Here is a 23,921-nt window from a genome sequence, read left to right as displayed (position 1 = left end):
CGACCTCGGCGCCGCCCCGGCGATAGGGGGAACGGAAGGCTCTCAGCTGCCCGCGCGGCGCCTCCGGACGAGGAGGAACCCGCCGAGCGCCACGAGCAGCAGGCTGCCGCCGAGGAGGAACCAGCCGGGCTCACCGCCGGTGGCCGCCAGCCCCCCGCCGGTCGACGGTGCATCCGCCCCGCTACCCGAGCCCGGCGCGACGCCGCCCGGTCCCTCACCCGCGCCCGTGACGGTGAGCGGGGCGGTCACCTCGGTCCCGTCTGGCAGGATCGCCGCCAGCGCGTGAGCACCGGCCGGCGTCGTCGAAGGGATCGTGACGACCGTGCGGAACGCCCCGTCGGCGTCGGCGGTCGCCGCGCCCACCCGCACCGGTGTGGAGCGCAGCTCGATCTCGACCTCGGTGTCGGCAGGGAATCCGGTGGCCGCGATCGTGACCCGGCCGCCCGCTGCGACGTTCTGCGTGCTCAGTTCCAGGGTGGGATCGACCGGATCGACGGGATCGACGGGATCGACCGGAGCCGCCGTCGGCCGCGGGACGTCGACGTGCTTGATGTCCGTCGCGCCGGTGGAGGAGAAGGAGTACACCGTGACCCGTACGCGGTCGTCGTACAGCGCGGCGCGCAGTCCGACCGGATCGGCACCGCCGACGGCCTTCTCCTCCCAGTCGCCGCTCGGCCCGTACATCGTGGTCACCGCTCCGGTGTTCACGACCGTCGGGGCATGGGCGAGGCTCGGATCCGTCCGCAGCTCGGCGCTCCAGTCATTCAGCGTCGGCGACCAGTGCGTGTGGCCGTTGAACATGATGACGTTCGGGTTCTGCGCGAGGAGCGCGGCGAAGCGAGCCTCTTCCTGGCCGTAGTCGTTCTTGTAGAACCGCGCGTACGACCCCGAGACCGAGTAGGGCAGCAGGTGGTGCGAGAACAGCAGCACCGGCCTGTCCTGGGCACGCCAGTGCGCGAGCCGGTCGCGCAGCCAGGTGAACTGCTCCTGGCTGAAGTCGATGAACGGGCCCGAGCCGGTCTTCGCCGCGTAGTCGTAGAACTCGCTCCCGATCCAGATCAGGGGAAGCTGCCCGTCGACGAGGACCTCTCCCCACAGTCCGCCCTGCCCGCCGATCTCACGCATACCGGTGGAGTCGAGGAAGCGCTTCTGATACACCGCCGATCCCTCACTGCCGTAGTACTCGTGGTTGCCGATCGTCGAGACGACCGTGCCGTAGTCGCCCCGCCCCCCGCGGCGAGCGCCGACAGATAGGAGGTGTAGTTGGCGGTCGACCCCGTGCTGACGAGATCGCCGTTCGACACCAGCACATCCGCCGCCTGCGGCATCGCACGGAAGCCGGGAAGCACGTTCTGGCTCAGCCGGGTCGTCGCTCCCTGCACGTCGCTGAAGATGTCGACGACCGCGTCCGCCTCGACCCCCTCGGCGAGCGGGGCGAGCGGGCGCAGCACCTGCACGTCGTCGAGCATCCACGACCCCGCGGCGCTCGCGGCCTCGAACCCGAATCGAATGCTCATCGACGACGCGCCCGCGGGCACCGCGACCGGCAGACGGAGTCGCGCGGACTCCTCATCCGCATCGGAGAGCTCGCGCAGCACGGCCTCGGTCCCGTCGTCGAAGAGGGCCGTCACCGATCCCTGCTGTCCCCCACCGCGCTTGCGGTAGTGACTGTCGAGGCGCACCTCGAGCGTGTCCCCCGCCGTGACGGCGATCGGTGCCGATGTCAGGGTGCCCGAGAACGCCCCCTCCGTCGCTTCCGCCACCGCGATCCGTCCCGAGGCCCGGGTGAACGCGTGTCGGCGGTCGGTTCCGTACTGCCCGACCACGCTGTCGAGAGTCGACAGCGACCACGCACCCGTCGTGGTCCAGGTGTCCTTCTCGAAGCCGTCGAACCAGAGCAGCGGTTCGGTGGTCGCCGAGTCCGGATCGCCTGCCGCGAGCACCGTGATCTCGAGCGACGTCGAGACGATGCCGGCGCCTCCGAGCGACAGCGCCACGTAGCCGGGGGTGAGGTCTTCGGGCAGGGTGACGGAGAACGAGGTCTCCCCGGCGGCGTCGGCCACGGGGATACCCGGGATCGGAGTGGCGGAGTCCCCCCACGTCGCGGTCAGCTGCTGGCCGGGGCGGAGGCCGCCGATCGTGACCGGCACCGTCGCACCCGCCGTCGCGACGGGCTTGGACGCGGAGAGGATTCGCGGTGTCGAATCGGCCGGGGGCGCCTCGCTGATCTGCACGTCGTCGATCATCCAGAACCAGTTGTTGCTGCTCTCGGCATACGACCAGCCCACCGTGACGGCGTCGACTCCCGCCGGCACCGGGATCGAGACATCCACCTGCTCGTCGAGCCGGTTCCGCGCGAACGACTCGACCACGACGGGCGCTTCGTCGTCGAACCGAGCCACCAGCTGAGCGGTCTGCGGTGCCTGTCCCTGCTTGTAGTGGCTGTCGAAGACCACCCGCACCGCACCGTCGCCGCTCTGGAGGTCGACCTCGGGAGCCCACAGCACCGAGCTGAAGCGCCCCTGCGTCGGCCGGTTCGCGTCGGAGTGCACGACCGCGGTGATCCCCTCCGCGCGGGAGAAGGAACCACGGTCTCCGCTGTTCCCCCACGCCGACACGACCTCGGCCGGCGTGTGGAACGACCAGCCCTGCCACTCGGTGCGCATGCCGTCGACATTGGTGTTGTCGACCGACCATCCCGCCGGCGGCTGCGTCGCAGTGGCATCGGTGAAGCCTTCGTCGAGCGGCGGGGCCGCGGCGAGCGCGGGCGTCGCCGCGGTCCCGCCGAGCAGGGTGAGGGCGCACGTCACCGCAAGGGCACCGATTCCGCGTCTGGTTCTCATGTCTCTTCCTTGGAGTTGGTCGACCGCACATCTCGGCCGAGGCAGGGTGGAGAATCTCCGGGTCTCTTCCGAGCATGCGGAGCGAAAGTAGTCATGACAACTTTTTGCCGCAGTATTCTCGAAGTGTTCACCGACATGAGGCAGAGTGGCCCTGGCTGGCAGCGTCGAGGAGCGAGAAGTCATGACAACGGGAGCGAGGACACGAATGCGCAGACCGCTGCACGAGCAGCTGTACGAACAGATGCGCGATCGCATCAGGAGCGGTGAGTGGCCCGAGGGCGAACGGGTGCCGAGCGAGCACTCCCTGATCGCCGAGTTCGGCACCTCGCGGGGGCCGATCAGGCAGGCGCTGGCGACCCTGCGCGCAGAGGGCGCCGTCGACGGCGGACGGGGCGCACCGCCGCGCGTACGGCGACTCGTGCCGACGCAGTCCTTCCAATCGTTCGTCTCGTTCACCGACTGGGCACGGTCGATCGGCCGCCGCCCCGGACAGCGGGTCATCGAGGCCGCCCGGCGTCCGGCATCGGAAACCGTCGCCGACGATCTCGGCGTGGAACCGGGGGCGGCGATCGTGGAGATCGTGCGGTTGCGGCTGCTGGACGACGAGCCGGCGATGCTCGAGAGGTCGGCATTCCCGTTCGCCGTCGGGAAGCTGCTGTTGGCGGCCGACCTCGATACGGGGAGCATCTACCAGACGATGCAGGAGCACGGATGCGCACCCGTCCGCGCACGCCATGTCTTCGACGCCGTCCCCGCGGATGACCTCGATGCCGTGGCGCTCGCGGTCTCGGTGTCGACTCCGCTGCTGCGGGTGCGGCGAACGGCGTGGGCCGAGGACGGCTCCCTCGTCGAGGTCGCCGATGACCGCTACCTGCCGACGATGGCCAGTTTCGCGGTCGAGAACACCTCCGACGCGCGCTCCGCACTCACGCGGGAGACCGGCGAACGCTGAACCTCGCGGTTCCGATGATCAGGCGCGCCAGCATCCCGCGATGTGGTCGTCGACCATGCCCGCCGACTGCATCAGCGCATACATCGTCGTCGGACCGACGAAACGGAAGCCTCGTCGTCGCAGCTCCTTGCTCAGCGCCGTCGACTCCGGCGTGACAGCGGGGACGTCGCTGAACGACGCCGGGCGAGTACCGGATGCCGGCGGCGCGAACGACCACATCAGCTCGTCGAGCTCGCCCGTTCCCATCGAGCGGACCAGCTGGGCGTTGCCGATGGTCGCCTCGATCTTCGCGCGATTCCGGATGATTCCGGCGTCTCCCATCAGGCGCTCGACGTCGTCTTCGCCGAACTCCGCGACGATCTCGGGCTCGAAGCCCGCGAAGACCTCACGGAACCGCGGCCGCTTGCGCAGGATCGTGATCCACGACAGTCCGGCCTGGAAGCCCTCGAGCGCCATCTTCTCGAACAGCGCGCGGTCGCCGTGTAGGGGCGTGCCCCACTCCTCGTCGTGGTAGCGGCGGTACTCGGCGTCGTCACCCACCCAGGCGCAGCGGTCACGGGCGTCGGGTCCGGTGAGGAGAGAGCTCATCCGCTCAGGCTATCCGCCAAGACCGACACCGCCACGGGCGCCTGCCGCCTGCCGCCTGCCGCGTGCCGTCTGCCGCCCGCCGCCTGCCGCCTGCCGCGCGCCGCCCCGGTCCCCGCTTCCGCGTCTCCGTCCCCGTCTCCGTTTCCGTCCCCGTTTCCGTCCCCGTTTCCGTCGGCACCCCACCCACCGTCGACACCCCCTCTCACCGTCGGCACCCCCTCTCACTCGCGTGTCTCGGAGGGGGCCTCGACACGGAGAGGGGGCCTCGACAGCAAGAGGCCTGACGAGGCGAGCGGACCGTTCACCGCACACACACCTATCCACCGTCGACCCGACCAAACGCCGACGCCCCCGCCCACCGTCGACACCCCCTCTCACTCGCGTGTCTCAGAGGGGATCCCGACACGGAGAGGGGGTCTCGACGGCAAGAGGCCTGACGAGGCGAGTGGACCGCCCACCGCACACGCACCTATCCACCGTCGACCCGACCAAACGCCGACGCCCCCGCCCACCGTCGACACCCCCTCTCACTCGCGTGTCTCAGAGGGGGTCTCGACACGGAGAGGGGGCCTCGACGAGGAGAGGGGGGGGGGCGGGGGCGAGCGGGGTCAGTGCTTCTTCTTCAGGGCCTTCTCCTGGATCGGAGCCTGCCCGGTCGCCGCGAGGTCGGCGTAGTACGCACGCGCCTCGTCCTGACGCTGCTTCTCGATGCCGCTCGCGATCGGTGCACGCACATGCTCCGGCTCATAGCCGAACGCGTTGATCAGGTCGAGGGCGTACGGGCGCAGCCGCGCGCACAGACGGTCGATGTAGCTCGACACGGCCGCTGCGCGCTGGGTCGACAAGCGTCCGTTGATCAGGTGCCAGGCGAGGTGCTTCTCGATGAGCTGCAGCCCGAAGAGGTCACGCAGCCACGTGAGGACCTTCTTCGTGTCGGGGTCGTCCATCTGATGCACGGCGTCGGTGAACGCCTCCCACTGCAACAGCTCTCCGTGCGCACGAGCGGCTTCGATGAGTTCCGCCTGGTTCTCGTTGAACAGACGCGCGCCGAGCACCTTGTCCTTCGCCCCCGGACGCAGCCGAGCCGCGATGTCGGCGACCATCTGCTGCACGCGCCCGGCGAGCAGGTCGTGCTGCTGCTCCTCGCGCAGCCCCCGCTCGACCGAGCGACTCACCTGACCGAAGTCGGAGACGGCCTGTCCGAGCTGACGGAGCCCCGCGCCGTGGAACACCTTGCCCGCGGTCATTCCGACGGCGAACTTGGCCAGCGCCGCCGCGTCCTTGCCCTGGAACTGCTTGGCGTAATCGGTGAGCAGGCGCTTGCCGACCAGCTGCAGGAGGACGTTGTTGTCGCCCTCGAACGTGACGTAGATGTCGAGGTCCTGGCGAAGGCCGACCAGACGGTTCTCGAACATGAAGCCGGCCCCACCGGTGGCTTCGCGGGCCTCCTGCAAGGTGTCGAGCGCATGCCAGGTGGAGAGCGGCTTGAGGGCGGCCGCGAGCGTCTCGAGGTCCTCCCGGTCGGCCGGGGTGTCGGTGCGGCCGGAGAACACGCCGTCGAACTTCTGCAGGAACTCGTCGTGCGCGAAGATCTGCGCGTAGGTGGTCGCCAGGCGCGGGAGCAGACGGCGCTGGTGCTTGCCGTAGTCCATCAGCACGACTTCCTGGCCGTCTGCTCCGTCGAACTGACGACGCTGCGTGGCGTAGGTGATCGCGATGTGCAGGCCGAGCGCCGATGCCCAGGAGGCCGCGCCGTCGAGGGACACGCGCCCTTGGACGAGCGTGCCGAGCATCGTGAAGAAGCGGCGGCCGGGACTGTCGATCGCGCTGGAGTACGTCCCGTCGGCGGCGACGTCGCCATAGCGGTTCAGGAGGTTGGTGCGCGGGACGCGCACGTGGTCGAACGACAGTCGTCCGTTGTCGATGCCGTTGAGTCCCCCCTTGAGCCCGTCGTCCTCGCGACCGATACCGGGGAGATCGTTGCCGTCCTCCCCGCGCAGCGGCACGTAGAAGCAGTGCACACCGTGGGTGACGCCGTTCGTGATGAGCTGAGCGAACACGGTCGCCGCGACGCCATGCAGTGCGGCGTTGCCCAGGTACTCCTTCGTCGCGCCCCGGAAGGGGGTGTTGATGACGAACTCCTCGGTCTCCGGGTCGTACGTCGCGGTCGTGCCGACGGCGGCGACGTCTGAGCCGTGTCCGATCTCCGTCATCGCGAAGGCACCGGGGATCGACAGGTCCATCACGCCGGGGAGCCACTTCTCGTGGTGCTCCTTCGTCCCCAACTGGAGGATCGCGGAGCCGAAGAGACCCCACTGCACACCGGACTTGATCTGCAGACTCGGGTCGGCGACCACGAGCTCCTCGAAGCCGGCGATGTTGGCGCCGTTGTTCTCCTCACCGCCGAGCGACTTGGGGAACGCACGGTGCACCGCCTTGTTCTCGACCAGCAGGTGCAGCTGGCTGAGCACGCGCTCGCGGTGCTCGTCCTTGCCGAGCTCGTCCTTGCGCCAGAACGCCGAATCCTTGATCATCTCGCGCGCCTGGCGGCGGACGTCACCCCACGTGCCCATCAGGGCATCGTTCACTCGGGCGACGTCGATCTGCGGCGGGGCCGCGATCTCGTGTGATTCATCGGGTGTCGTCGAAGGACGGACGGCAGCGTCGACCATGGGGTTCCTCCAGGAAAGTAGGGAGAACACCATGGTAGGTCTGCGACAAACGTCGAGGAACTCCTCTGTAAGCATCCTCCAACGCGTTGCCGGGACGCCCCCGCCGCCGCTTGTCGCCTCGCGACAGGAACGGCCGAGCCGCCCTCCTGCCCACGACTCCGAGAGGGTCGCCGGCGGGAGGACGGCTCGAGAGCGACTACAGCGAGAGACCGTGGCCGAAGCGGAAGAGGGGATCCGCGGTGTCGAACGGCACATCGGGGCGGGAGGCTTCGACAGCGGCCATCGAGCGCGGCAGATCGAACGGCAGTCTGCCCTGCGCCTCGACCGCACCGCTCAGCACGTCGAGCAGTGCGGCGCCGGACGCGCCCCAGTTGACGGTCACCGCAGCAGCCACCTCGGCGATGGGGGTCAGGATCGGCGGCCGGTCGGCCAGCACGTCGACGACGGTCGGGACCGCGTGTGCGACCTCACGGACGTGGGCGACGAGCTCGGCGGGGAACTCCAGGGATCCCGCGTGGAAGAAGTTCTCGAACATCGTCGCGCGCTCTTCGAACGGCGCCTGCAGGCGGATGATCGCGAGGTCGGCCTCGGCAGGAGTGTCGACGACCTCGCCGAAGGCGGCCGCCACGTCCGCATCGATGCCCTCGAGGTAGAGCTTCGTTCCGCTCGCGAACGGCAGCGCACCGTCGTTGGACAGGACGGTGATCGAGGCGCGTTGCGCGTCCTCCCCCGCGGCGCGGAAGTCCGCGCGTCCGACGATCTCGTCGGCGGCGTCCTCATCCACGAAGGGGTTCTCGAAGAGACCGAGCTCGAACTTCTCCCGCAGGATCCGCCGCGCCGAGACGTCGAGTCGCTCTTCCGTGATCTCGCCGTCGGCGACGAGCTCGAGCAGCAGCTCCGGGTGCGCCTCGCCGCCGAACTGGTCGGCACCGGCATCCAGCACCTTCTTCATGCGCTCGCGAGGCGTGAGGTGTTCGACTCCCCAGGCGCGGGCGGAGAAGGGCTGTCCGAAGATCTCGGAGTCGCTGATCAGCCCCCAGTCGGTGCAGACCACCCCGTCGAACCCGTAGCGCTCCCGCAGCAACCCGGTGATGACCGACTTGTTGAAGCCGAAGCCGACCTCTTCATACTCAGTGCCGACGGGCATGCCGTAGTACGGCATCATCTGGCGCGTGCCGGCGGCGAGCGCATCCTCGAAGGGCTTCAGGTGCAGCTCGAACTCTCCGCCGGGGTACACCTGCTCGCGCCCGTAGGAGAAGTGCGGGTCCTCGCCGTCCTTCTGCGGACCGCCGCCCGGGAAGTGCTTCGTCATGGTCGACACGGATCCGGGTCCGAACGAGGCGCCCTGGAAGCCGCGGATGTACGCGGCCCCGAGCCTGCCGGAGAGTTCCGCATCCTCTCCGAAGGTCGCGGTCTGCCGGGCCCAGCGCGGTTCGGTCGCGAGGTCGACCTGAGGGTGCAGCGCCACGCGGAGGCCGACCGCGGTGTACTCCTGTCGGGCGATGTCGGCGAATCGCTCCACGAGCGCCTCATCCCGCGTCGCGGCGAGCCCTAGCGTCTCGGGCCACTGGGAGAAGGGACCTGCGAGGATCGACGCCCCGGGGTTCTCACTGAACGAGTGGCGGGGGTCGGTCGACAGAGTGACCGGGATGCCGAGACCCGTGGATGCCGCGAGACGCTGCAGGGAGTTGTGCCAGGCCGCGATCTCGCGGCCGGTCGGTGCGGCCCCCAGCAGGTTGAAGTGGGTCATCCGCTTGCCCTCGAGGAACTCACGGGCCGAGGGCGTCGCGAACGTGGGGTCGGATTCCTCGAGATCGCCGATCGCGATCATCGTGTGGAAGAGGAGGCCGGCCTTCTCCTCGATCGACATGGCATCCAGCAGCAGCTGCACGCGCTCGTCGACCGGGAGAGCGGCATCGAGCCAGGGACGGACGGTGGTGGCGGTATCGGTCATGGTCACTTGACTCCCTTGATGCGGTAGACGAGGAGGGCACCGGCCAGCGCGACGAGCGCACCGAACAGATACCAGGCCGTGTAGCCGCCGAGCGGCGTGGCGGCGCCGAGCGCGATGATGGCCGGGGCGATGGCCGGCGCGATCGACTGCGGCAGCGCGTTGGCGATGTTGAGCACCCCGAGGTCCTTGGCGGTGTCGGCGGGGTTGGGCAGCACCTCGGTGGCGAGGGCGAGGTCGACCGAGAGGAACGAGCCCGCACCGAGCCCGATGATCGCCTGCGCGACGACGACCGTGGTGACGTCCGGAGCAACGGCCAGGATGACGAGACCGACCACCATGATCACACCGGCGACCGCGACGAACGGACGCCGCTTGCCGATCTTGTCGGAGAGGAAGCCACCGAGCGGCGAGGAGATCGCCATCGCCGCCATCGAGGCGAGGTTGGCCAAGAGGATCGTTCCGACCGCGCCCTGCTCGTCGAGGCCGAACTTGGTGATCAGGTACAGCGGAAGGTAGGTGGCGATGCCCGCGTAGCCGAACATCACGAAGAACTTGGTCAGCCACGTCCAGCCGAAGTCCGGGTGCTTGCGCGGATTGAAGACGAAGGAACCGAAGAAGGTGCCGACCGTGAAGCGCTCCGCCGGCTTCTCTGTGAGTCGACGGTCCTGGAGGACGAGGACGAACACGATCACCAGGATCAGCGCGATCACAGCGGGCACGACGAAGCGTTCGAAGTCACCGGGGAGGAAGTTGACGATGAAGCTCCCGGCGAGGATGCCGATGGGGGTGGTGATACCGATGATGCCGGACACCTTGCCGCGGCTCGAGACGGGCACCTGGTCGGGCAAGGTGGCGTTGGCTGCGGCGAGCACCGCGTTCATCGACGCCTGCACGAGGCACCAGGCGAGCAGGACCATCCACACGGAGGTGGCGACGCCGATGATCAGGAATCCGCCGAGGCCGACGATCGCGCCACCGAGGATCCACGGGCGACGCATGCCCCAACGCGAAGTGGTCCGGTCGGAGAGCCGACCCACCAGCGGGTTCGCCACGAGCGCGAACGCTGCGCCGATGCTCATCACCAGCCCCAGGCTCGCCTCCGTGCTGACCGGATCGATGTGCTGGATCTTGAACGCCATCGACACCATGACCGGCGTGAGAAGCGCGAGGTACACGCCGAAGTTCACGGCGGCGAGGCCGGGCGCGTAGCCGCGCGGCGTCTTCGACGGCGTCGTTCCGGGCGCTTTGAACCCGGTGGTGCCGACCGCAGCCGCGTTCGCGGCGGATGACAACTCTGTCATGACAGTCCTTTCGAATCTCCGCACGTCTTCGGGCGATGCGGCTCTCCGAAGAAGATACACGAATCCAGACCGATTGGTAAGTGAATACCGACCGAGTGGTAATGAGCGAGGATAGAGAGCGGAGAGGAGGATGCGATGACCACGACCGCACCGACGGGCTCGCGGCACGCCCGTGCCGCCGCCACACGGGAGCGCATTCTCGCTGCCGCCCACGATCTGTTCATCTCCCGCGGCTATCGGTCGACCTCCCTGCGCGACATCGCCGCCGCCGCATCGGTCAGCCACCCCGGGCTGCTCGGGCACTTCGGCTCGAAGGACGACCTGCTCGCCGAGGTCGTCGGCGCACTCGAGGCCGACAACGAGACGGTCTTCGCGGAGATCGCCGCCGCATCCGAACCCGGCGACCTCGTCTTCACCCGACTCGCCGAGCGGAACGCCCACACCGAGGGATACCTCGAGCTCTTCGCCGCGCTCACCGGCGAGGCATCATCGCCTGGGCACCCGGCGCACGAGCGGATGCGGGAGCGCTATGCGCGGTTGCGCGAACTCAGCGTCGACGTCCTGGAGGACGCCAAGCACCTCGGCGTGGTCGCCGCCGACCGCGATGTCGACGGTGAGATCGTGCGGCACACCGCCGGCTGGGACGGCTTGCAGCTGCTCTCGCAGTACCTGCCCGACCGGGTCGACGTGGTCGAGGAGCTCGAGGAGCGGGAGAACCTGTGGGCCTTGCCGGTCGGCTGGCGCGACCCCGACGACGCGCCCGGGTCCGGCACCGGAACTTCCCGCACCCTCCCCGAACTCCGCACCGGCACGCTGGCGAACGCCGACCCGGGATACGCGGTCGGCCGCCGCCGCCGGGCGCAGATCGTCGCCGACGCGATGCGCCTGTTCTCGCGCGACGGCTACGGCGACACCAGCCTGCAGGACATCGCCACCGCCGTCGGCGTCTCCAAATCGACGCTGCTGCACCACTACCCCTCGAAAGAGCTGCTCCTCAGCGCCGTCCTCGCCGAACGCGACAAGGCGATCAGCGCGACCACGGAACTCTCCGAAGTCGTTTCGGCCGGCGCGCTGCTGCGAGGCATCCCGGACGGCGCGAGGGTCAACGCACGCAACGAACCCGGCCTGATCGAGGTGTACGCGGTCCTGTCCTGCGAAGCCGTCCCCGCGACCCATCCGGCACACGACTACTTCGCCTCGCGGTTCACGAACGCCCTGGACCACTTCACCGAGCTCTTCCGCATGGCTCAGGAAGACGGCGACCTCCCGGCACACCGCGACCCCGCACACGAGGCCACCTGGCTCATCGCGATGTGGGACGGCCTGCAGTATCAGTGGCTCTACGACCGGAGTGCGGTCGACATCGCCGAACAGCTGCGAGCCCACCTCGCCGACGTGCTGCCCGCGCGCTGAGCCCCGCTGCTTCAGCGCCGACGCACGGCGTATCGAAGATGCGTGGTCTGCGGAGAGGGCTCCGCAGACACCAAGTCCAGCGCCACGCGCCCGGCGTCCACCCCGCCGAAGAGGCGCACGCCCCTCCCGAACAGCACCGGGGAGAGCGCGATGTGGAACTCGTCCACCAGCCCCGCGTCGAGGTACTGCACGATCGTCTCCGCGCCGCCCGCGATGCGCACGTCCCGATCCCCCGCCGCGGCACGAGCCCGATCGAGTGCGGACTCGATGCCGTCGTCGACGAAGTGGAACGTGGTACCGCCCTGCCGCTCCCACGGCCCCCGCCGCTCATGGGTGACGACGAACACGGGAGCGTGGAACGGCGGATCCTCCGGCCAGGCGTGCTCTCCCGCATCGAACATCCGCTTGCCCATGACGCTCGCGCCGGTGCGCTCGAACGTCTCGCGCACGATGTCGTTGTCGCGTCCTTCCTCGCCGCCCTCGCCGAGCTGGAGGTTCTCCCGGAAGAAGCGCTGCCGGAACACCCACTTCTGCAGTTCCATCCACTGCTGCCCCATCAGCTCGTCAGGAGACTCGGGGGCGATGAAGCCGTCGAGCGACATCGAAACGCTGAAGAACACGACACCGGCCATCAGCGCACGACCTCGCCCACCCACTCTTCGACGAACGTCGCCAGGTTGGCCAGAGTCTGCCGGCCTCCCTCGATCGCGCCGTACTTCTCGACCGCCTCGTCCCGCAGCTCCACGGTCGGGAACACCGTACGCATGTCGATACGGGTCCTCTCACCCTCGGCCCCGAAGGTCAGCACCGACTCGAAAGCGTCCGGGTCGTCGCGGTACTCACCGTGGAGCATCGCGATCCGCTCCGGCGCGAGGATCTCGGTCCACGTGATCCACTCGGGGTAGTCGGTGCCGTCCGGCCCGTGCATCACGAACTCCCATGCACCCCCGACCTGGAAGTCGAACGAGGAGGTCGTGGTGGTGAATCCGGACGGCCCCCACCACCTCGACAAGTGCCGCACCTCGGTGAACGCTTCGAACACCAGCTCTCGCGGCGCGTCGATCACTCGGGAGATCACGATCTCGCGATCCGTCGTCGTTTCCATCTCTTACTCCTGTCGCCTCTCCTGTGCGAGTTCCTGCGCGTAGGCGTCGAGCCGGTCGAAGCTCTCGCTCCAGAACTGCTCGAATCCGCCGGTCCATTCGTGGACGGCCCTCAGCCCGCGGGCGTCGAGGCCGTACACGCGCTGCTTGCCGTCCCGGCGATCCTGCACGAGACCGACCTCGCGAAGCACGCGCAGATGCTTGGACGCTCCCGGCTGGGTCATCCCGAGTGCTTCGGACAGCTCGGTGACGGGCCGCTCGCCGGTGCGCAACAGCGCCAGGATGTCGCGGCGCCGCGGCTCGGCGATCGCGTTGAAGACATCCGAAGTCGTCGCTGCTCGTGCCATGCGCCAAACATATACCCATATGGGAAAGTGTTCAAGATGCGCGAACTCTCACCCGCTGATCCGGAGCCGACGGACAGCGAGGTGCTCAGGCCGCGGCGATGACCGCGAGCACGCTCTCGCCGTAGGCCTCGCGCTTCTTCGCGCCGATGCCGGTGATGCCGTCGAGGTCTGCGAGCGACGCCGGACGATGCTCGGCGAGAGCACGCAGGGTGGCATCGCCGAAGACGATGTACGCAGGAACACCCTGCTCTCGTGCGGTCTCGGCGCGCCAGGCGCGCAGCGACTCGAAGAGCCCGCGATCCCCGGCGTCCAGCGCATCCGCGGCACTCGCCTTGCGGGCACGGCCGGACGAGACGGGACGGCCGATGGTGTCCTTGCGCAGAGGCACGGCGGTCTCTCCGCGCAGCACCCCGGCCGCCTGCTCGCCGGGGGCCAGCGTGCCGTAGTCGCCTTGGGCCACGAGGATGCCGCGGGCCAGGAGTTGCCGGACCACGCTGCGCCAGTCCTGATCGGACAGGTCGTGACCGATTCCGTAGGTCGCGAGCTTGTCGTGACCCTGCTGCCGGATGCGCTCGGTCGAGGCGCCGCGGAGGATGTCGATCAGGTGTCCGGCGCCGAACGCCTGGTTGCGCTCGCGCTGGAGTCGCACGATGGTCGACAGCAGCTTCTGCGCCGGAACGAGCCCGTCGAACGTCTCGGTGTCGTCGAGGCACGTGTCGCAGTTGCCGCAGGGCTGCGACTGCTGACCGAAATAGCCCAGCAGGTTCTGCCGACGGCACTCCACGGTCTCGCAGAGCGCGAGCATGGCGTCGAGGTGCTGCCCCATCCGCATCTTGAACGTGCGGTCGCCGGGGCTCTGATCGATGAGGCGGCGCTGCTGCACCACGTCGCCGAGTCCGTACGCCATCCACGCCACCGCCGGCTCGCCGTCACGGCCGGCACGACCGGTCTCCTGGTAGTACCCCTCCACGGACTTCGGCAGGTCGATGTGCGCGACGAAACGCACATCGGGCTTGTCGATCCCCATGCCGAACGCGATGGTCGCGACCATGACCACGCCGTCTTCCCGGAGGAAGCGGGCCTGATGGGCTGCACGCACCTCCGCGGGAAGGCCCGCGTGATACGGGAGCGCGTCGATCCCCTGAGCGGCGAGGGAGGTCGCCGTCTGCTCGACCGACTTGCGGCTGAGGGCGTAGACGATACCCGCCGCACCTTCCGGTTGCGACCGGATGAAGGCGACCAGCTGCTTACGGGGGTCGACCTTGGGCACGATCCGGTATTGGATGTTGGGGCGATCGAAGCTCGCGACGAAATGCGTGGCGGCCTCTCGTCCGTCCCGACCGTCGAGACGCAGACGCTCGGTGATCTCCTTGTGCGTGGCCGCGGTCGCCGTCGCGGTGAGAGCCATGCGAGGGACCCCGGGGAACCGCTCGCCGAGGTCACCCAGCGCGAGGTAGTCGGGCCGGAAGTCATGACCCCACTGAGACACGCAGTGGGCCTCGTCGATCGCGATCACGCTCAGCGTCCCGCGTTGCAGCAGCGCCGTGGTCTGAGCGTGGGAGAGCCGCTCGGGGGCGACGTAGAGGAGGTCGAGCTCACCGGCGACATAGGCCCGCTCGACCTCTCGACGCTCGTCGATCGCCTGCGTCGAGTTGAGGTACGCGGCGTTGACGCCGTTGGCCCGGAGCGCATCGACCTGGTCGTGCATGAGCGCGATGAGCGGGCTGACCACGAGCCCCGTGCCCTCGCGCACGAGTGCCGGCACCTGGTACGTGATGCTCTTGCCCCCACCGGTCGGCATGAGGACCACGGCGTCGCCGCCCGCGATGACCTGCTCGACGATCTCGGCCTGGTCGCCACGGAACTCGTCGTAGCCGAAGACCGTGTGCAGCGCGTCGAGCGCGGTCGCGAACCGGCTCGGGGTCGCCCGCCGTGCAACCGACGCGGGGGTCGAGGCCGGCGATGCGCCCGGTGTGACGGGCCCGGACCCCCAGTCGAGGGGCGGCTCGTATCCTGCTCCCTGTGGCTCCCAATCCATCGGCTCCGGCGGGGCGGACGGCTCCCAGCCATCGTCGTAGGGCTCGTCGGCGTACGGCAGGTCCGCGTACGGGTCACGGGGAGTCTGCGGCATTCCTCCAGCGTAACCACCCCCGCCGACGCGGGAGCCCCCCTCTCCACAGGGGCGTAGGTTGGAGGCAACCCGTTCGAAGGAGCTCCGATGACCGACATCACCGTGACCCGCAACGAGGGCGAATCGCGCTACGAACTCCACTCGGGCGACGTGCTCGCGGGCTTCGCGGCCTTCGACCTCCGTGCCGGCTCCATCCGCTTCCTCCACACCGAGATCGACCCGGCGTTCCAGGGACAGGGATTGGCCGGGAAGCTGGCCTCCGACGCGCTGACGGATGCAGCCGGGCGCGGCGAGGCGATCGTGCCGCTGTGCCCGTACATCGCGAAGTACCTCGAGACGCATGAGATCCCCGGTGCCGAGATCCGCTGGCCGAAGGCTCCCGAAGGTCGCGCCGGATCCGCGGGCGAGGACCCGACCGGGCGGGCGGAATGATCGGGCAGCACCGCCTGATCCTGGAGCCGCGGGAGGTTCCGCTCGGCGGTGTGCGCGGGATGAACGTGCTGCGAGCCCTGCCGCACCGGAACCTGCCCACGATCGGCGCCTGGTGCTTCCTCGACCGGTTCGGTCCCGCCGATACGAAGATGCGGGTCGAGCCGCATCCGCACATCGGACTGCAGACCGTGACCTGGCCGCTCGTCGGGGAGATCCGCCACCGCGACTCACTGGGCAGCGATGCGGACCTGCGGCGCGGGCAGCTGAACCTGATGACGGCCGGGAACGGCATCTCGCATTCGGAGTACTCGATCGGCGACGATCCCGTGCCGCTCGACGCACTGCAGCTCTGGGTGGTGCTGCCCGAATCCGCCCGCCACGGTTCCCCCGGCTTCGAGCGGCACACCGAACTGCCCGCGCTCACACTCCCTGCCGACGAGGGGGCAGCAGCCGAAGCCACCGTCGTGCTCGGTGACTTCGCCGGCGTGCGCTCGCCCGCCACCGTCCACACGCCGATCGTGGGCGCGGAGATCGTCCTCTCCCCCGGCTGCCGCGTGCGTCTCCCCCTGCGGGCCGACTGGGAGCACGCGCTGATGCTCGTCGAGGGCGATGCGGTCGTGGCCGAGCATCCTCTCGACCGCAACGGCCTGCTCTACCTCGGCGACTCCCGCGAGAGCGTCGAGGTGTCGAGCGGCGAGGGGGCACTGCTGTTCCTCCTCGGCGGCGAGCCCTTCGAGGCCGACATCGTGATGTGGTGGAACTTCGCCGGCCGCTCGCACGACGAGATCGTCGACGCGCGCGAGGCCTGGGAAGCGGCATCCGACCGCTTCGGTGTCGTCGTCGGACACGACGTGCGCATCCCCGCTCCGCCGCTGCCACCCGTGCGGCTCATGCCGCGCAGCCGCAAGATCTGACGCGACACGGAGATCGTCACGCCCGGGCGGCGATGGCGGCGGCCTCGACGCCTTCGGGGAGTTCGCCGAACAGTCGCCCCATCCCCTCGCCGAGACGCGCCGCGAGGAACCCCTCCGCGACGGCGGAAGGGGCGGTACGGATCAGAAGCGACGCCTCCAACGACAGCGCCAGGTCGGCGACCAGCCTCCGTGCCCGCGCCTCGGCCGCAGGATCCTCCGTGATGCGGCGAACGCGATCCCGCGTGCGGGCGATGTGCGCGTCGAGTCGGGGATCCTGCCCGGCGGCGAGCGACACCTCGGCGTCGAACGCCTCGAAGGATTGCGGCTCGCGGGCCAGCGCACGCAAGACGTCGAGGGCGATGACGTTGCCCGACCCCTCCCACACTGCCATGACCGGCTGCTCGCGGTAGCGCTGGGCGAGCGGGAAGTCTTCGGTGATCCCGTTGCCGCCGAGGCATTCGAGCGCTTCGGCCGCATGCGCGGGTCCGCGCTTGCAGACCCAGTACTTCATGACCGCGGTGCCGAGACGACGAAAAGCGGTCTCCTGCTCGTCGGCATCGGCGTCGTAGGCGCGCGCGAGTCTGAGCGCCGCAGCTGTGGCCCCCTCGGTCTCGAGCTGCAGGTCGGCGAGCACGGCGGTCATCGCCGGCTGGTCGATCAGCGTACGACCGAATGCAGAGCGATGACGCACGTGCCAGGCTGCTTCGGCGGTCGCCTGACGCATGCCTGCCAGCGAGCCCAGGATGCAGTCCAGCCGGGTGTGGGTGACCATCTCGATGATCGTGCGCACACCGCGCCCCTCCTCCCCGACGAGGTGGGCGACGGCGCCTTCGTACTCCACCTCGCTCGACGCGTTGGAGACGTTGCCGAGCTTGTCCTTCAGGCGCATGATCCGGATCTCGTTGCGCGTTCCGTCTTCGCGCAGGCGCGGGAGCAGGAAGCAGGAGAGGCCGCCCGGCGCCTGAGCGAGGACGAGGAAGGCGTCCGACATCGGCGCGGAGCAGAACCACTTGTGCCCCGTCAACGCGTAGCGTCCGCCCCCGAGCGGCGCGGCGACGGTCGTGTTCGAGCGCACGTCCGAACCGCCCTGCTTCTCGGTCATGGCCATGCCGAACAACGCGCCCGGCTTTCCGGGGGACAGGGTGGAGTCGTATCGGGTCGACAGGAGTCGCGGCATCCATTGCGCGGCCAGTTCCGGCTGCGCGGCGACGACCGGCAGGACGGAATGCGTCATCGACACCGGGCAGGCGTGCCCGGGCTCGACCTGCGCGAACAGCATGAACGATGCGGCACGAGCGACGTTCGCACCGGGCCGCGGGGCGGCGAAAGCCGAGGTGTGCGCCCCCGCCGCGACGGCCGCGCCGAGCACGCGGTGGTACGACGGGTCGTAGTCGACCTCGTCGATGCGGTGCCCCCAGCGGTCGTGGGTGCGCAGGACCGGCTTGTTCCTGTTGGCCCGTCGCGCATCCTCCTGGAACTGCTCGCCACCCACACGGACGCCGATCTCGTGCAGTCCCGGGTGCGCCCATGCGGCGTCATTGCGCTCGACCCCCTCGACGAGCGCCGTGTTCGTGCCGTACTCGTCCACGCCGACGCGCTCCGGCGCCTGATTCGTGACCTGATGCGTGCTCATCTCTCCCCCACAGCGCGCAGACACAGGGCCGTGATCGTCGCCACGACGGACTCGGGGTCGGGTGCGTCCTCGACGCCGGAGACCGGGGACAGTGGTCCGGTGAGCGCCTCACCGATCGCGCCGACGAGTCCCGCCGCCGTGATCGCCGGATCCTGCGGAGCGAAGACCTCAGAAGCGATCCCCTGTCGGACGATCTCATCGAGCAGGGCGGCGTAGCCGCGGCGGTAGGCGAGGCGCTCCTCATCGACGGCGCGGCCGACGGGCTCGGCGAGGAGCGCCCAGGCCAGTCGCCGTCCGCGGAGCGCGCGCGCCGCGAAGGTCTCGATCAGAGCGACCAGACGCGCACGAGCATCATCGGGCGCGGCGTGCACCGCATCGTCCACCGCCGTCAGCTCGGCCCCGGCGCACTGTCGGAAGACATCGGCGAGCAGATCGTCGACGCTGTCCACGTAGGTGTAGAGCAGGCCCGCGCTCATTCCCGCACGAGCGGTGATGGCCTTCACGGTCGCCGCGCCGAAGCCCTCCTCACGCACGATGCCGCTCGCGGCCTCACGCAGTTCGCGACGACGATCTCCGGCCACCACGTTCACGCGTCGGCGTCTCTGCTCCGCCATATCGTCTCCCCACCGGATGCGACTGTTCGAGTCGACTGAATCATGATTCAATAGCCGCATTGAATCACGATTCAGTCGGCGCTGCAAGGCGCCGCCGGACACACCACGACGACGTGAGGAACCACTCCATGAATCTGACCTGGATGCTCGAACGCTCCGCCCGGACCTTTCCGCACACGCAGGCGATCGTGTCCGATCTCGGCACGCTGGACTACTCGCAGCTGCTGTCGGCCTCTCGCCGCGCCGCCGCGGTCTTCCAGGCCGCAGGGGTCTCCGCAGGCGACCGCGTCGGGGTCATGACCTACAACACCCCCGCCTTCGCGATCGCGGCGTTCGGCCTCTGGCGCGCCGGGGCCACGCTCGTCCCGATCAACCACAAGTTCACGGCGCACGAGGTGGGATACGTCGCCGCGCACGCAGGACTCCGGTTGATCGTCACGGACGAGGATCTCGCGCCCCGGGCAAGGGAGGGCGCCCCGTCCGCCCGCATCCTCACGACGACCGACGACGCCTCCGGAGAGTTCGATCAGCTCGTGGCGACGAGTGAGGAGTGGGACGGAGTCGAGGTCGAGCCCGACGCGATCGCCCAGGTGCTCTACACCTCCGGCACCACCAGCAGCCCCAAGGGGTGTCTGCACTCCCACGCAGGACTCGCGAACGTCCCGGCCTACACCACGGCGGCCGTAGGACTCCGACGGGACGACCGGTTCCTCATCGCCATGCCCATCTGGCACGCTTCACCGCTCAACAACTGGTTCCTGTCGATGATCTACCTCGGCGGGACCGTGGTCCTCCTCAAGGAATACCACCCCGTCGGCTTTCTCGAGACCATCCAGAAGCACGGGGTGACCGCGTTCTTCGGCGCACCCATCGCCTACCTGGCCCCACTCAAGGTGTTGCCGACGGTCGGCGCGAGCCTGGCGGACTTCGATCTCTCGTCGGTCCGCTTGTGGGCCTACGGGGGTGCGCCGCTGGGAGCCGAGACCGTGAGCCTGCTCGAATCCGCCTACGGATCCGACTGCTTCTACCAGGTCTACGGGATGAGCGAGATGGGCCCCGTGGGCGCCGCCCTCTACCCCTCGGAGCAGCGGGTGCGGGCCGGCTCCATCGGCGCAGGCGGCATGCCGGGCGTCGACATCAGGGTCGTGGGTGCGGACGCGTCCGACGTCGCGGGAGGTGAGGTCGGCGAGCTGTGGATGCGCTCCGCCACCCGCATGATCGGCTATCTCGACGCTCCGGAAGCCACGGAGGCCGCGTTCGTCGGCGACTGGTACCGCACCGGCGACCTCGCACGTCTCGATGAGGACGGCTACCTCTACATCGTCGACCGGCTCAAGGATGTGGTGATCTCCGGAGGAGAGAACGTCTACTCTCCCGAGGTCGAGGATGCGCTGCGCGCCCACCCGTCGATCACCGACTCCGCCGTGATCGGACGCCCGCATCCGGAATGGGGAGAGACGGTCGTCGCCGTCCTGGAGGCGGCGGACGACGTGCTCCTCGACGACGTCCGGGAGTTCCTCGCCGACCGCCTCGCCCGCTACAAGATCCCCCGCGAGCTGATCGTCCGCGAGGCGCTGCCGCGCACCCCCTCCGGCAAGATCATGAAACACGTGCTCCGAGCCGAACTCGTCGACGCCTGATCTTCCGGACGGAGGCTCGGACGCACACAGCGCCCCGCGGAAGGGAGACCGCGGGGCGCTGTGCTGTGGGGGCTACTCCGGCTTGGCCGTCGGCGGAGCCTCCGTCTCGGGCGCCTCCGTCGGCGGCACGTCCGTCTCGGGGGCCTCAGTCGGCGGAGCCTCCGTCTCCGGAGCGTCCGTCTCGGGCGCTTCGGTCGGCGGAACCTCGGCGTCAGGCGCTTCACCCGCCGGGACGGTGACCGTCACCACGGTGCGGACCTCGGAGTCGCCGTAGCGGACCAGACCCAGGTACCGGGTACCGGCCGTGAGGCCCGTCCAGCTGAGCTCGTAGCTCGTCTTCTCGCCGCGGACGGCGGCGATCGGGTTCGGGGTCGCGGCGAACGCGCCCTCTCCGCCGGGCTGCACGTTGGCGTAGGTCATGTCCCACGTCATCGGACCCGTCGTCGAGTACATGTTCGCGACCACGAGGTAGGTCCCGGCGGTCGGTGCGGGGAGCGTGACCTGCTCGTCCGCCGAACCGGTCGCCGACTGCCACCGCTCGTAGTACCGCAGGTCGTCCGGGCTCACCACGCGGTACACGGTGAGGTCCAGGTCGCTGCCGTCGTCGTCCGAGGAATCGAGGTCGAACCGCGAGAGGGTGGTCCCCTCCGGTACATCGACGATCCACGCCACGTCCTTGTTCGCGTCACCGGAGTTCTCGTCGCCCGAGTGCCCCTCGACCGGGTTGTCCGGGTCGCTGAGCAGGTCGAAGGCGGTGAGTCCCGAGAGGTCGAGCGCCAGGTCGCCGTCGAGACCGGGGGTGATCTCGACCGCCGTGCTGCCGTCCGCTCCGGTACCCGTGACCTCGGCCGGAGCGTCCGCCGTCACCGGGAACACCGCGATCGGGGAGCGCACCGTGTTCTTCTTGCTCGTCCAGGTCAGCGTGCCGGTGGCCCACTGCTCCACCGGAGCGTCGGTGTTGTCGAACGTGACCGTGAAGGTCTTCGTCTGCCCCGGCTTGTCGAAGGTCAACTGCGACGGGGTGACCTTGACGTGCACTCCGGGGACCGAGGCCTTCGCGGTGAACGTGCCCTTCTGGGTCGATGTGACCGACCGGGTGACGGTCTGCGCGCTGGCCAGTGAGCCGATCGAGATCGATGCCTGGTTCAGGTCGCTGCCGTCGATGGGATCGATGCCGGGGAAGTCCGACAGCCCCTTCCCGTCGAGGAACGCCGCCCAGTCCTTCACTCCGTTGAGGTAGAGCAGACCCGGGTTCAGGTACCGCGTCGCGTCGACCTGTCCCGCGCCCTGTTCGAACGGGTTCGTGTTCTTCGATCCGTCGGGCAGGACGGTGTCGTAAGCGGTCGTCATCATCGCCGAACGGATCTCCGCCGGCGTCGCCTTCGGGTACTCACCGAGGTAGAGCGCTCCGAGACCGGCGACGTGCGGTGAGGCCATCGACGTGCCGGAGAGGATGCCGAAGGTCGGCTTCTCGCCGGGGGCGTTGTTCGTCGCCGCGAGGATCGCGACACCGGGGGCCGCCACGTCCGGCTTCAGCACATCGCTGCCGTCGGCAAGCATCGGTCCGCGGCTCGAGAAGCCCGCGATCTGCGGCGTGGGGGTGGTCACGCCCGTCGTGTTCTCACCGACCAGCGTGATCGGCCGATCGACGCCACCCTGCACATACGCGAGCACGGCTTCGCGGTACTCGGCGTTGAGGTGGACGGTCGGCACGGCGTGGAAGTCGTTGTCGAGCGAGTCCGCTCCACCGGGCACGTTCACGAGAACCATGCCGATACCGCCGGCGTCCTTCACGACCTGCGACTTCTCGGCACGCGCGTTGCTGCCGCGGTCGCACACGACGATGTGTCCGGCGACCTTGGCCGGGTCGAGGGTGCCGGGCAGGCAGAGCTGCGCGTCGACCGCTCCCGCCGCCCCGGCGTCGACCGCCGCGATGGACGGGCCGGTGACACTCTCGCCGAACGGCACGCTCACCGACGCTCCGGCCTGCTCGAACCCGTCGAACTGCACGGTGCCTTCCCAGGTGGGGATGGTGGAGGCGGCGACCGTCGTGTACCAGGGCGAGGCGTGGTCGGCGGTGACCGGGTCCGGACCGTCGTTGCCGGCGCTGGTCGCGACGAAGACACCCGCGGCCGCGGCGTTGAAGAACGCGAGGTCCTCGGGAGCCATCACCGTGCTGGCGGCACCGCCGCCGATCGAGTAGTTGATCACGTCGACACCGTCGGCGACGGCCTGGTCGATCGCGGCGACGAGGTCGCTGAGGGCGCAGATGTCATCCGTGGTGACCGCAGGGTCGGGACCGACGTAGCAGGCCTTGTAGGCGGCGACCTTCGCGCCCGGCGCGACGCCGGACACCGTGCCGAAGTCGACATCCTCGATGGAGGCCTTGACCTTGAAGTTGCCCGCCGCGGTGCTCGCGGTGTGGGATCCGTGACCGTCGCCGTCACGCGGCGAGAGGTAGTCGTACTGGAAGTCGAAGCCGGCGGCCTCGGCTCCGGCGTAGAAGTACTGACCGCCGATCAGCTTGGAGGAGTAGTCGCGCTTGTCCCAGTCCTGGGCTTCGACCATCGCGGACTGGAACTGGCCGCCGTCGGACTTGTCGAAGTAGACGTACTTCCCGTCGGTGTAGGGCTGCTTGCCCTTGTGCCGGTCGTGCTGCTTCTTCTGCTTCTTGAGCTTCTTGCCGTCGAACGAGGGGTGCTCCGGGGCGATGCCGGTGTCGATCACACCCACCACGACGCCTTCTCCGGCCTTGTCCACGCCTCCGGTCTGCTGCCACACGCCGCCACGGCCCTTGCGGTCGTCGCCGAGCCCGAGGAAGTCGGTCGACGTCTGCGCATCCGGGTGACGGATCTCATCGGGGTACACGCCCAGCACGTCCTTCGACGCACGGAGCGCATCGACCTGTTCGCCGCTGAGGTCGGCGCTGAAACCGTTGAGCACGACCTGGTAGGTCGTGTCCGGGGTGACGCCGATGTCGCTGACGAGGTCGGTCTGCTCGGATTCGAGGTGCTTGACGTACCGCTGCGAGTCCTGCGACTGGGTCTCGAGCTGCTCACCCTCGGCGGGTTTCGTCGCCTTCAGGCCCTTGACGTCGCCCTCGTAGGTGGCGAGGGGGTCTGCTTTCATGACCACGATGTAGTGCCCTGGGGTGCCGGCGACCGGAACGGGGTGCGTCACCTCCTCGGTCGCCGCGAAACCGGTGGTTGCCGTGGATGCGATGAACAGCGTCGCCAGGGTGGTGGCTGCTGCCATCCGGAGGGGTGTTCGACCCATGTGGTGCTCCCGATGATCACGATGCAGCCGCGTTGCTGCACCGCGGCCAACATAGCCCCGCTCCTCACCTGCGGAGACAGAACTGGTCGATGGTCGAATCCGGCTTCG

General features: G+C 69.2%; 18 protein-coding genes. 5 read left to right on the top strand and 13 right to left on the bottom strand.

Translation table 11 applies throughout. From position 1 onward, the window contains the following. Window positions 1–42 precede the first annotated feature (42 nt). Both FGL91_RS07295 and FGL91_RS19065 read right to left on the bottom strand, forming a co-directional pair. Window positions 43–1,158 carry a metallophosphoesterase family protein gene (locus FGL91_RS07295; protein ID WP_153243492.1) on the bottom strand — a complete coding sequence of 372 codons (1,116 nt, stop codon included), beginning with the start codon at window positions 1,156–1,158 and terminating at the stop codon, window positions 43–45. Next, window positions 1,059–2,843 (bottom strand): hypothetical protein, encoded by a 1,785-nt coding sequence (locus FGL91_RS19065; protein WP_153243491.1) that lies wholly within the window; start codon window positions 2,841–2,843, stop codon window positions 1,059–1,061. Before FGL91_RS19065 ends, FGL91_RS07295 begins: the two co-directional genes overlap by 100 nt. A 205-nt stretch (window positions 2,844–3,048) precedes the next feature. On the opposite strand from FGL91_RS19065, the gene FGL91_RS07285 reads away from it, so the two are divergent. Further along, entirely contained in the window at window positions 3,049–3,795 is a 747-nt protein-coding gene (locus FGL91_RS07285; RefSeq protein WP_227991958.1) for a GntR family transcriptional regulator, read from the top strand. 18 nt (window positions 3,796–3,813) lie between these two features. Here FGL91_RS07285 and FGL91_RS07280 read toward each other — a convergent pair whose 3' ends face one another. The 4 genes from FGL91_RS07280 to FGL91_RS07265 form a co-directional block, all read right to left on the bottom strand. Then, complete coding sequence (locus FGL91_RS07280) at window positions 3,814–4,383, bottom strand: DNA-3-methyladenine glycosylase I (protein WP_131494493.1); 570 nt, start codon at window positions 4,381–4,383, stop codon at window positions 3,814–3,816. 608 nt (window positions 4,384–4,991) lie between these two features. After that, window positions 4,992–7,055, bottom strand: coding sequence for an acyl-CoA dehydrogenase (locus FGL91_RS07275; RefSeq protein ID WP_153243489.1), 2,064 nt, complete (start codon window positions 7,053–7,055; stop codon window positions 4,992–4,994). A gap of 196 nt (window positions 7,056–7,251) precedes the next feature. After that, complete coding sequence (locus tag FGL91_RS07270) at window positions 7,252–9,009, bottom strand: glycoside hydrolase family 3 protein (protein ID WP_153243488.1); 1,758 nt, start codon at window positions 9,007–9,009, stop codon at window positions 7,252–7,254. A 2-nt stretch (window positions 9,010–9,011) separates the two neighbouring features. Next, on the bottom strand, window positions 9,012–10,310 hold the full coding sequence (locus FGL91_RS07265) for an MFS transporter (protein WP_134352884.1): 1,299 nt from the start codon (window positions 10,308–10,310) through the stop codon (window positions 9,012–9,014). Between the two features lie 135 nt (window positions 10,311–10,445). Here FGL91_RS07265 and FGL91_RS07260 point away from each other — a divergent pair, with 135 nt between their 5' ends. After that, on the top strand, window positions 10,446–11,723 hold the full coding sequence (locus FGL91_RS07260; RefSeq protein ID WP_153243487.1) for a TetR/AcrR family transcriptional regulator: 1,278 nt from the start codon (window positions 10,446–10,448) through the stop codon (window positions 11,721–11,723). Between the two features lie 11 nt (window positions 11,724–11,734). On the opposite strand, the gene FGL91_RS07255 is transcribed toward FGL91_RS07260, so the two are convergent. From FGL91_RS07255 to recQ, 4 genes are all read right to left on the bottom strand, one after another. Next, entirely contained in the window at window positions 11,735–12,355 is a 621-nt protein-coding gene (locus FGL91_RS07255) for a dihydrofolate reductase family protein (protein WP_153243486.1), read from the bottom strand. Next, entirely contained in the window at window positions 12,355–12,828 is a 474-nt protein-coding gene (locus tag FGL91_RS07250; RefSeq protein WP_153243485.1) for an SRPBCC family protein, read from the bottom strand. Before FGL91_RS07250 ends, FGL91_RS07255 begins: the two co-directional genes overlap by 1 nt. Window positions 12,829–12,831: 3 nt before the next feature. Further along, window positions 12,832–13,173, bottom strand: coding sequence for an ArsR/SmtB family transcription factor (locus tag FGL91_RS07245; RefSeq protein ID WP_047522429.1), 342 nt, complete (start codon window positions 13,171–13,173; stop codon window positions 12,832–12,834). Window positions 13,174–13,258: 85 nt separating this feature from the next. After that, window positions 13,259–15,304, bottom strand: coding sequence for a DNA helicase RecQ (gene recQ / locus FGL91_RS07240; protein ID WP_153243484.1), 2,046 nt, complete (start codon window positions 15,302–15,304; stop codon window positions 13,259–13,261). Between the two features lie 87 nt (window positions 15,305–15,391). On the opposite strand from recQ, the gene FGL91_RS07235 reads away from it, so the two are divergent. Beyond that, window positions 15,392–15,736, top strand: coding sequence for a GNAT family N-acetyltransferase (locus tag FGL91_RS07235; RefSeq protein ID WP_153243483.1), 345 nt, complete (start codon window positions 15,392–15,394; stop codon window positions 15,734–15,736). Beyond that, on the top strand, window positions 15,733–16,650 hold the full coding sequence (locus FGL91_RS07230; RefSeq protein ID WP_153243482.1) for a pirin family protein: 918 nt from the start codon (window positions 15,733–15,735) through the stop codon (window positions 16,648–16,650). Before FGL91_RS07235 ends, FGL91_RS07230 begins: the two co-directional genes overlap by 4 nt. Window positions 16,651–16,666: 16 nt before the next feature. Here FGL91_RS07230 and FGL91_RS07225 read toward each other — a convergent pair whose 3' ends face one another. Together FGL91_RS07225 and FGL91_RS07220 are read right to left on the bottom strand one after the other, a co-directional pair. After that, a complete protein-coding gene (locus FGL91_RS07225; RefSeq protein ID WP_153243481.1) occupies window positions 16,667–18,283 on the bottom strand; it encodes an acyl-CoA dehydrogenase family protein in 1,617 nt (538 codons plus the stop codon). After that, complete coding sequence (locus FGL91_RS07220; RefSeq protein ID WP_131494045.1) at window positions 18,280–18,897, bottom strand: TetR/AcrR family transcriptional regulator; 618 nt, start codon at window positions 18,895–18,897, stop codon at window positions 18,280–18,282. Before FGL91_RS07220 ends, FGL91_RS07225 begins: the two co-directional genes overlap by 4 nt. 128 nt (window positions 18,898–19,025) lie before the next feature. Here FGL91_RS07220 and FGL91_RS07215 point away from each other — a divergent pair, with 128 nt between their 5' ends. Next, complete coding sequence (locus FGL91_RS07215; protein ID WP_153243479.1) at window positions 19,026–20,537, top strand: class I adenylate-forming enzyme family protein; 1,512 nt, start codon at window positions 19,026–19,028, stop codon at window positions 20,535–20,537. A 72-nt stretch (window positions 20,538–20,609) separates the two neighbouring features. Here the strand turns inward: FGL91_RS07215 and FGL91_RS07210 are convergent, their stop codons facing one another. Beyond that, complete coding sequence (locus tag FGL91_RS07210) at window positions 20,610–23,792, bottom strand: S8 family peptidase (protein WP_194239337.1); 3,183 nt, start codon at window positions 23,790–23,792, stop codon at window positions 20,610–20,612. Window positions 23,793–23,921 lie beyond the last annotated feature (129 nt).

The organism is Microbacterium sp. CBA3102, from assembly GCF_007954505.1.
In the GTDB taxonomy this organism is placed as follows: Bacteria; Actinomycetota; Actinomycetes; order Actinomycetales; family Microbacteriaceae; genus Microbacterium; species Microbacterium aurugineum.
The sequence above is the reverse complement of the archived record's forward strand: the minus strand, read 5'-3'. Positions and strand labels throughout refer to the sequence as shown.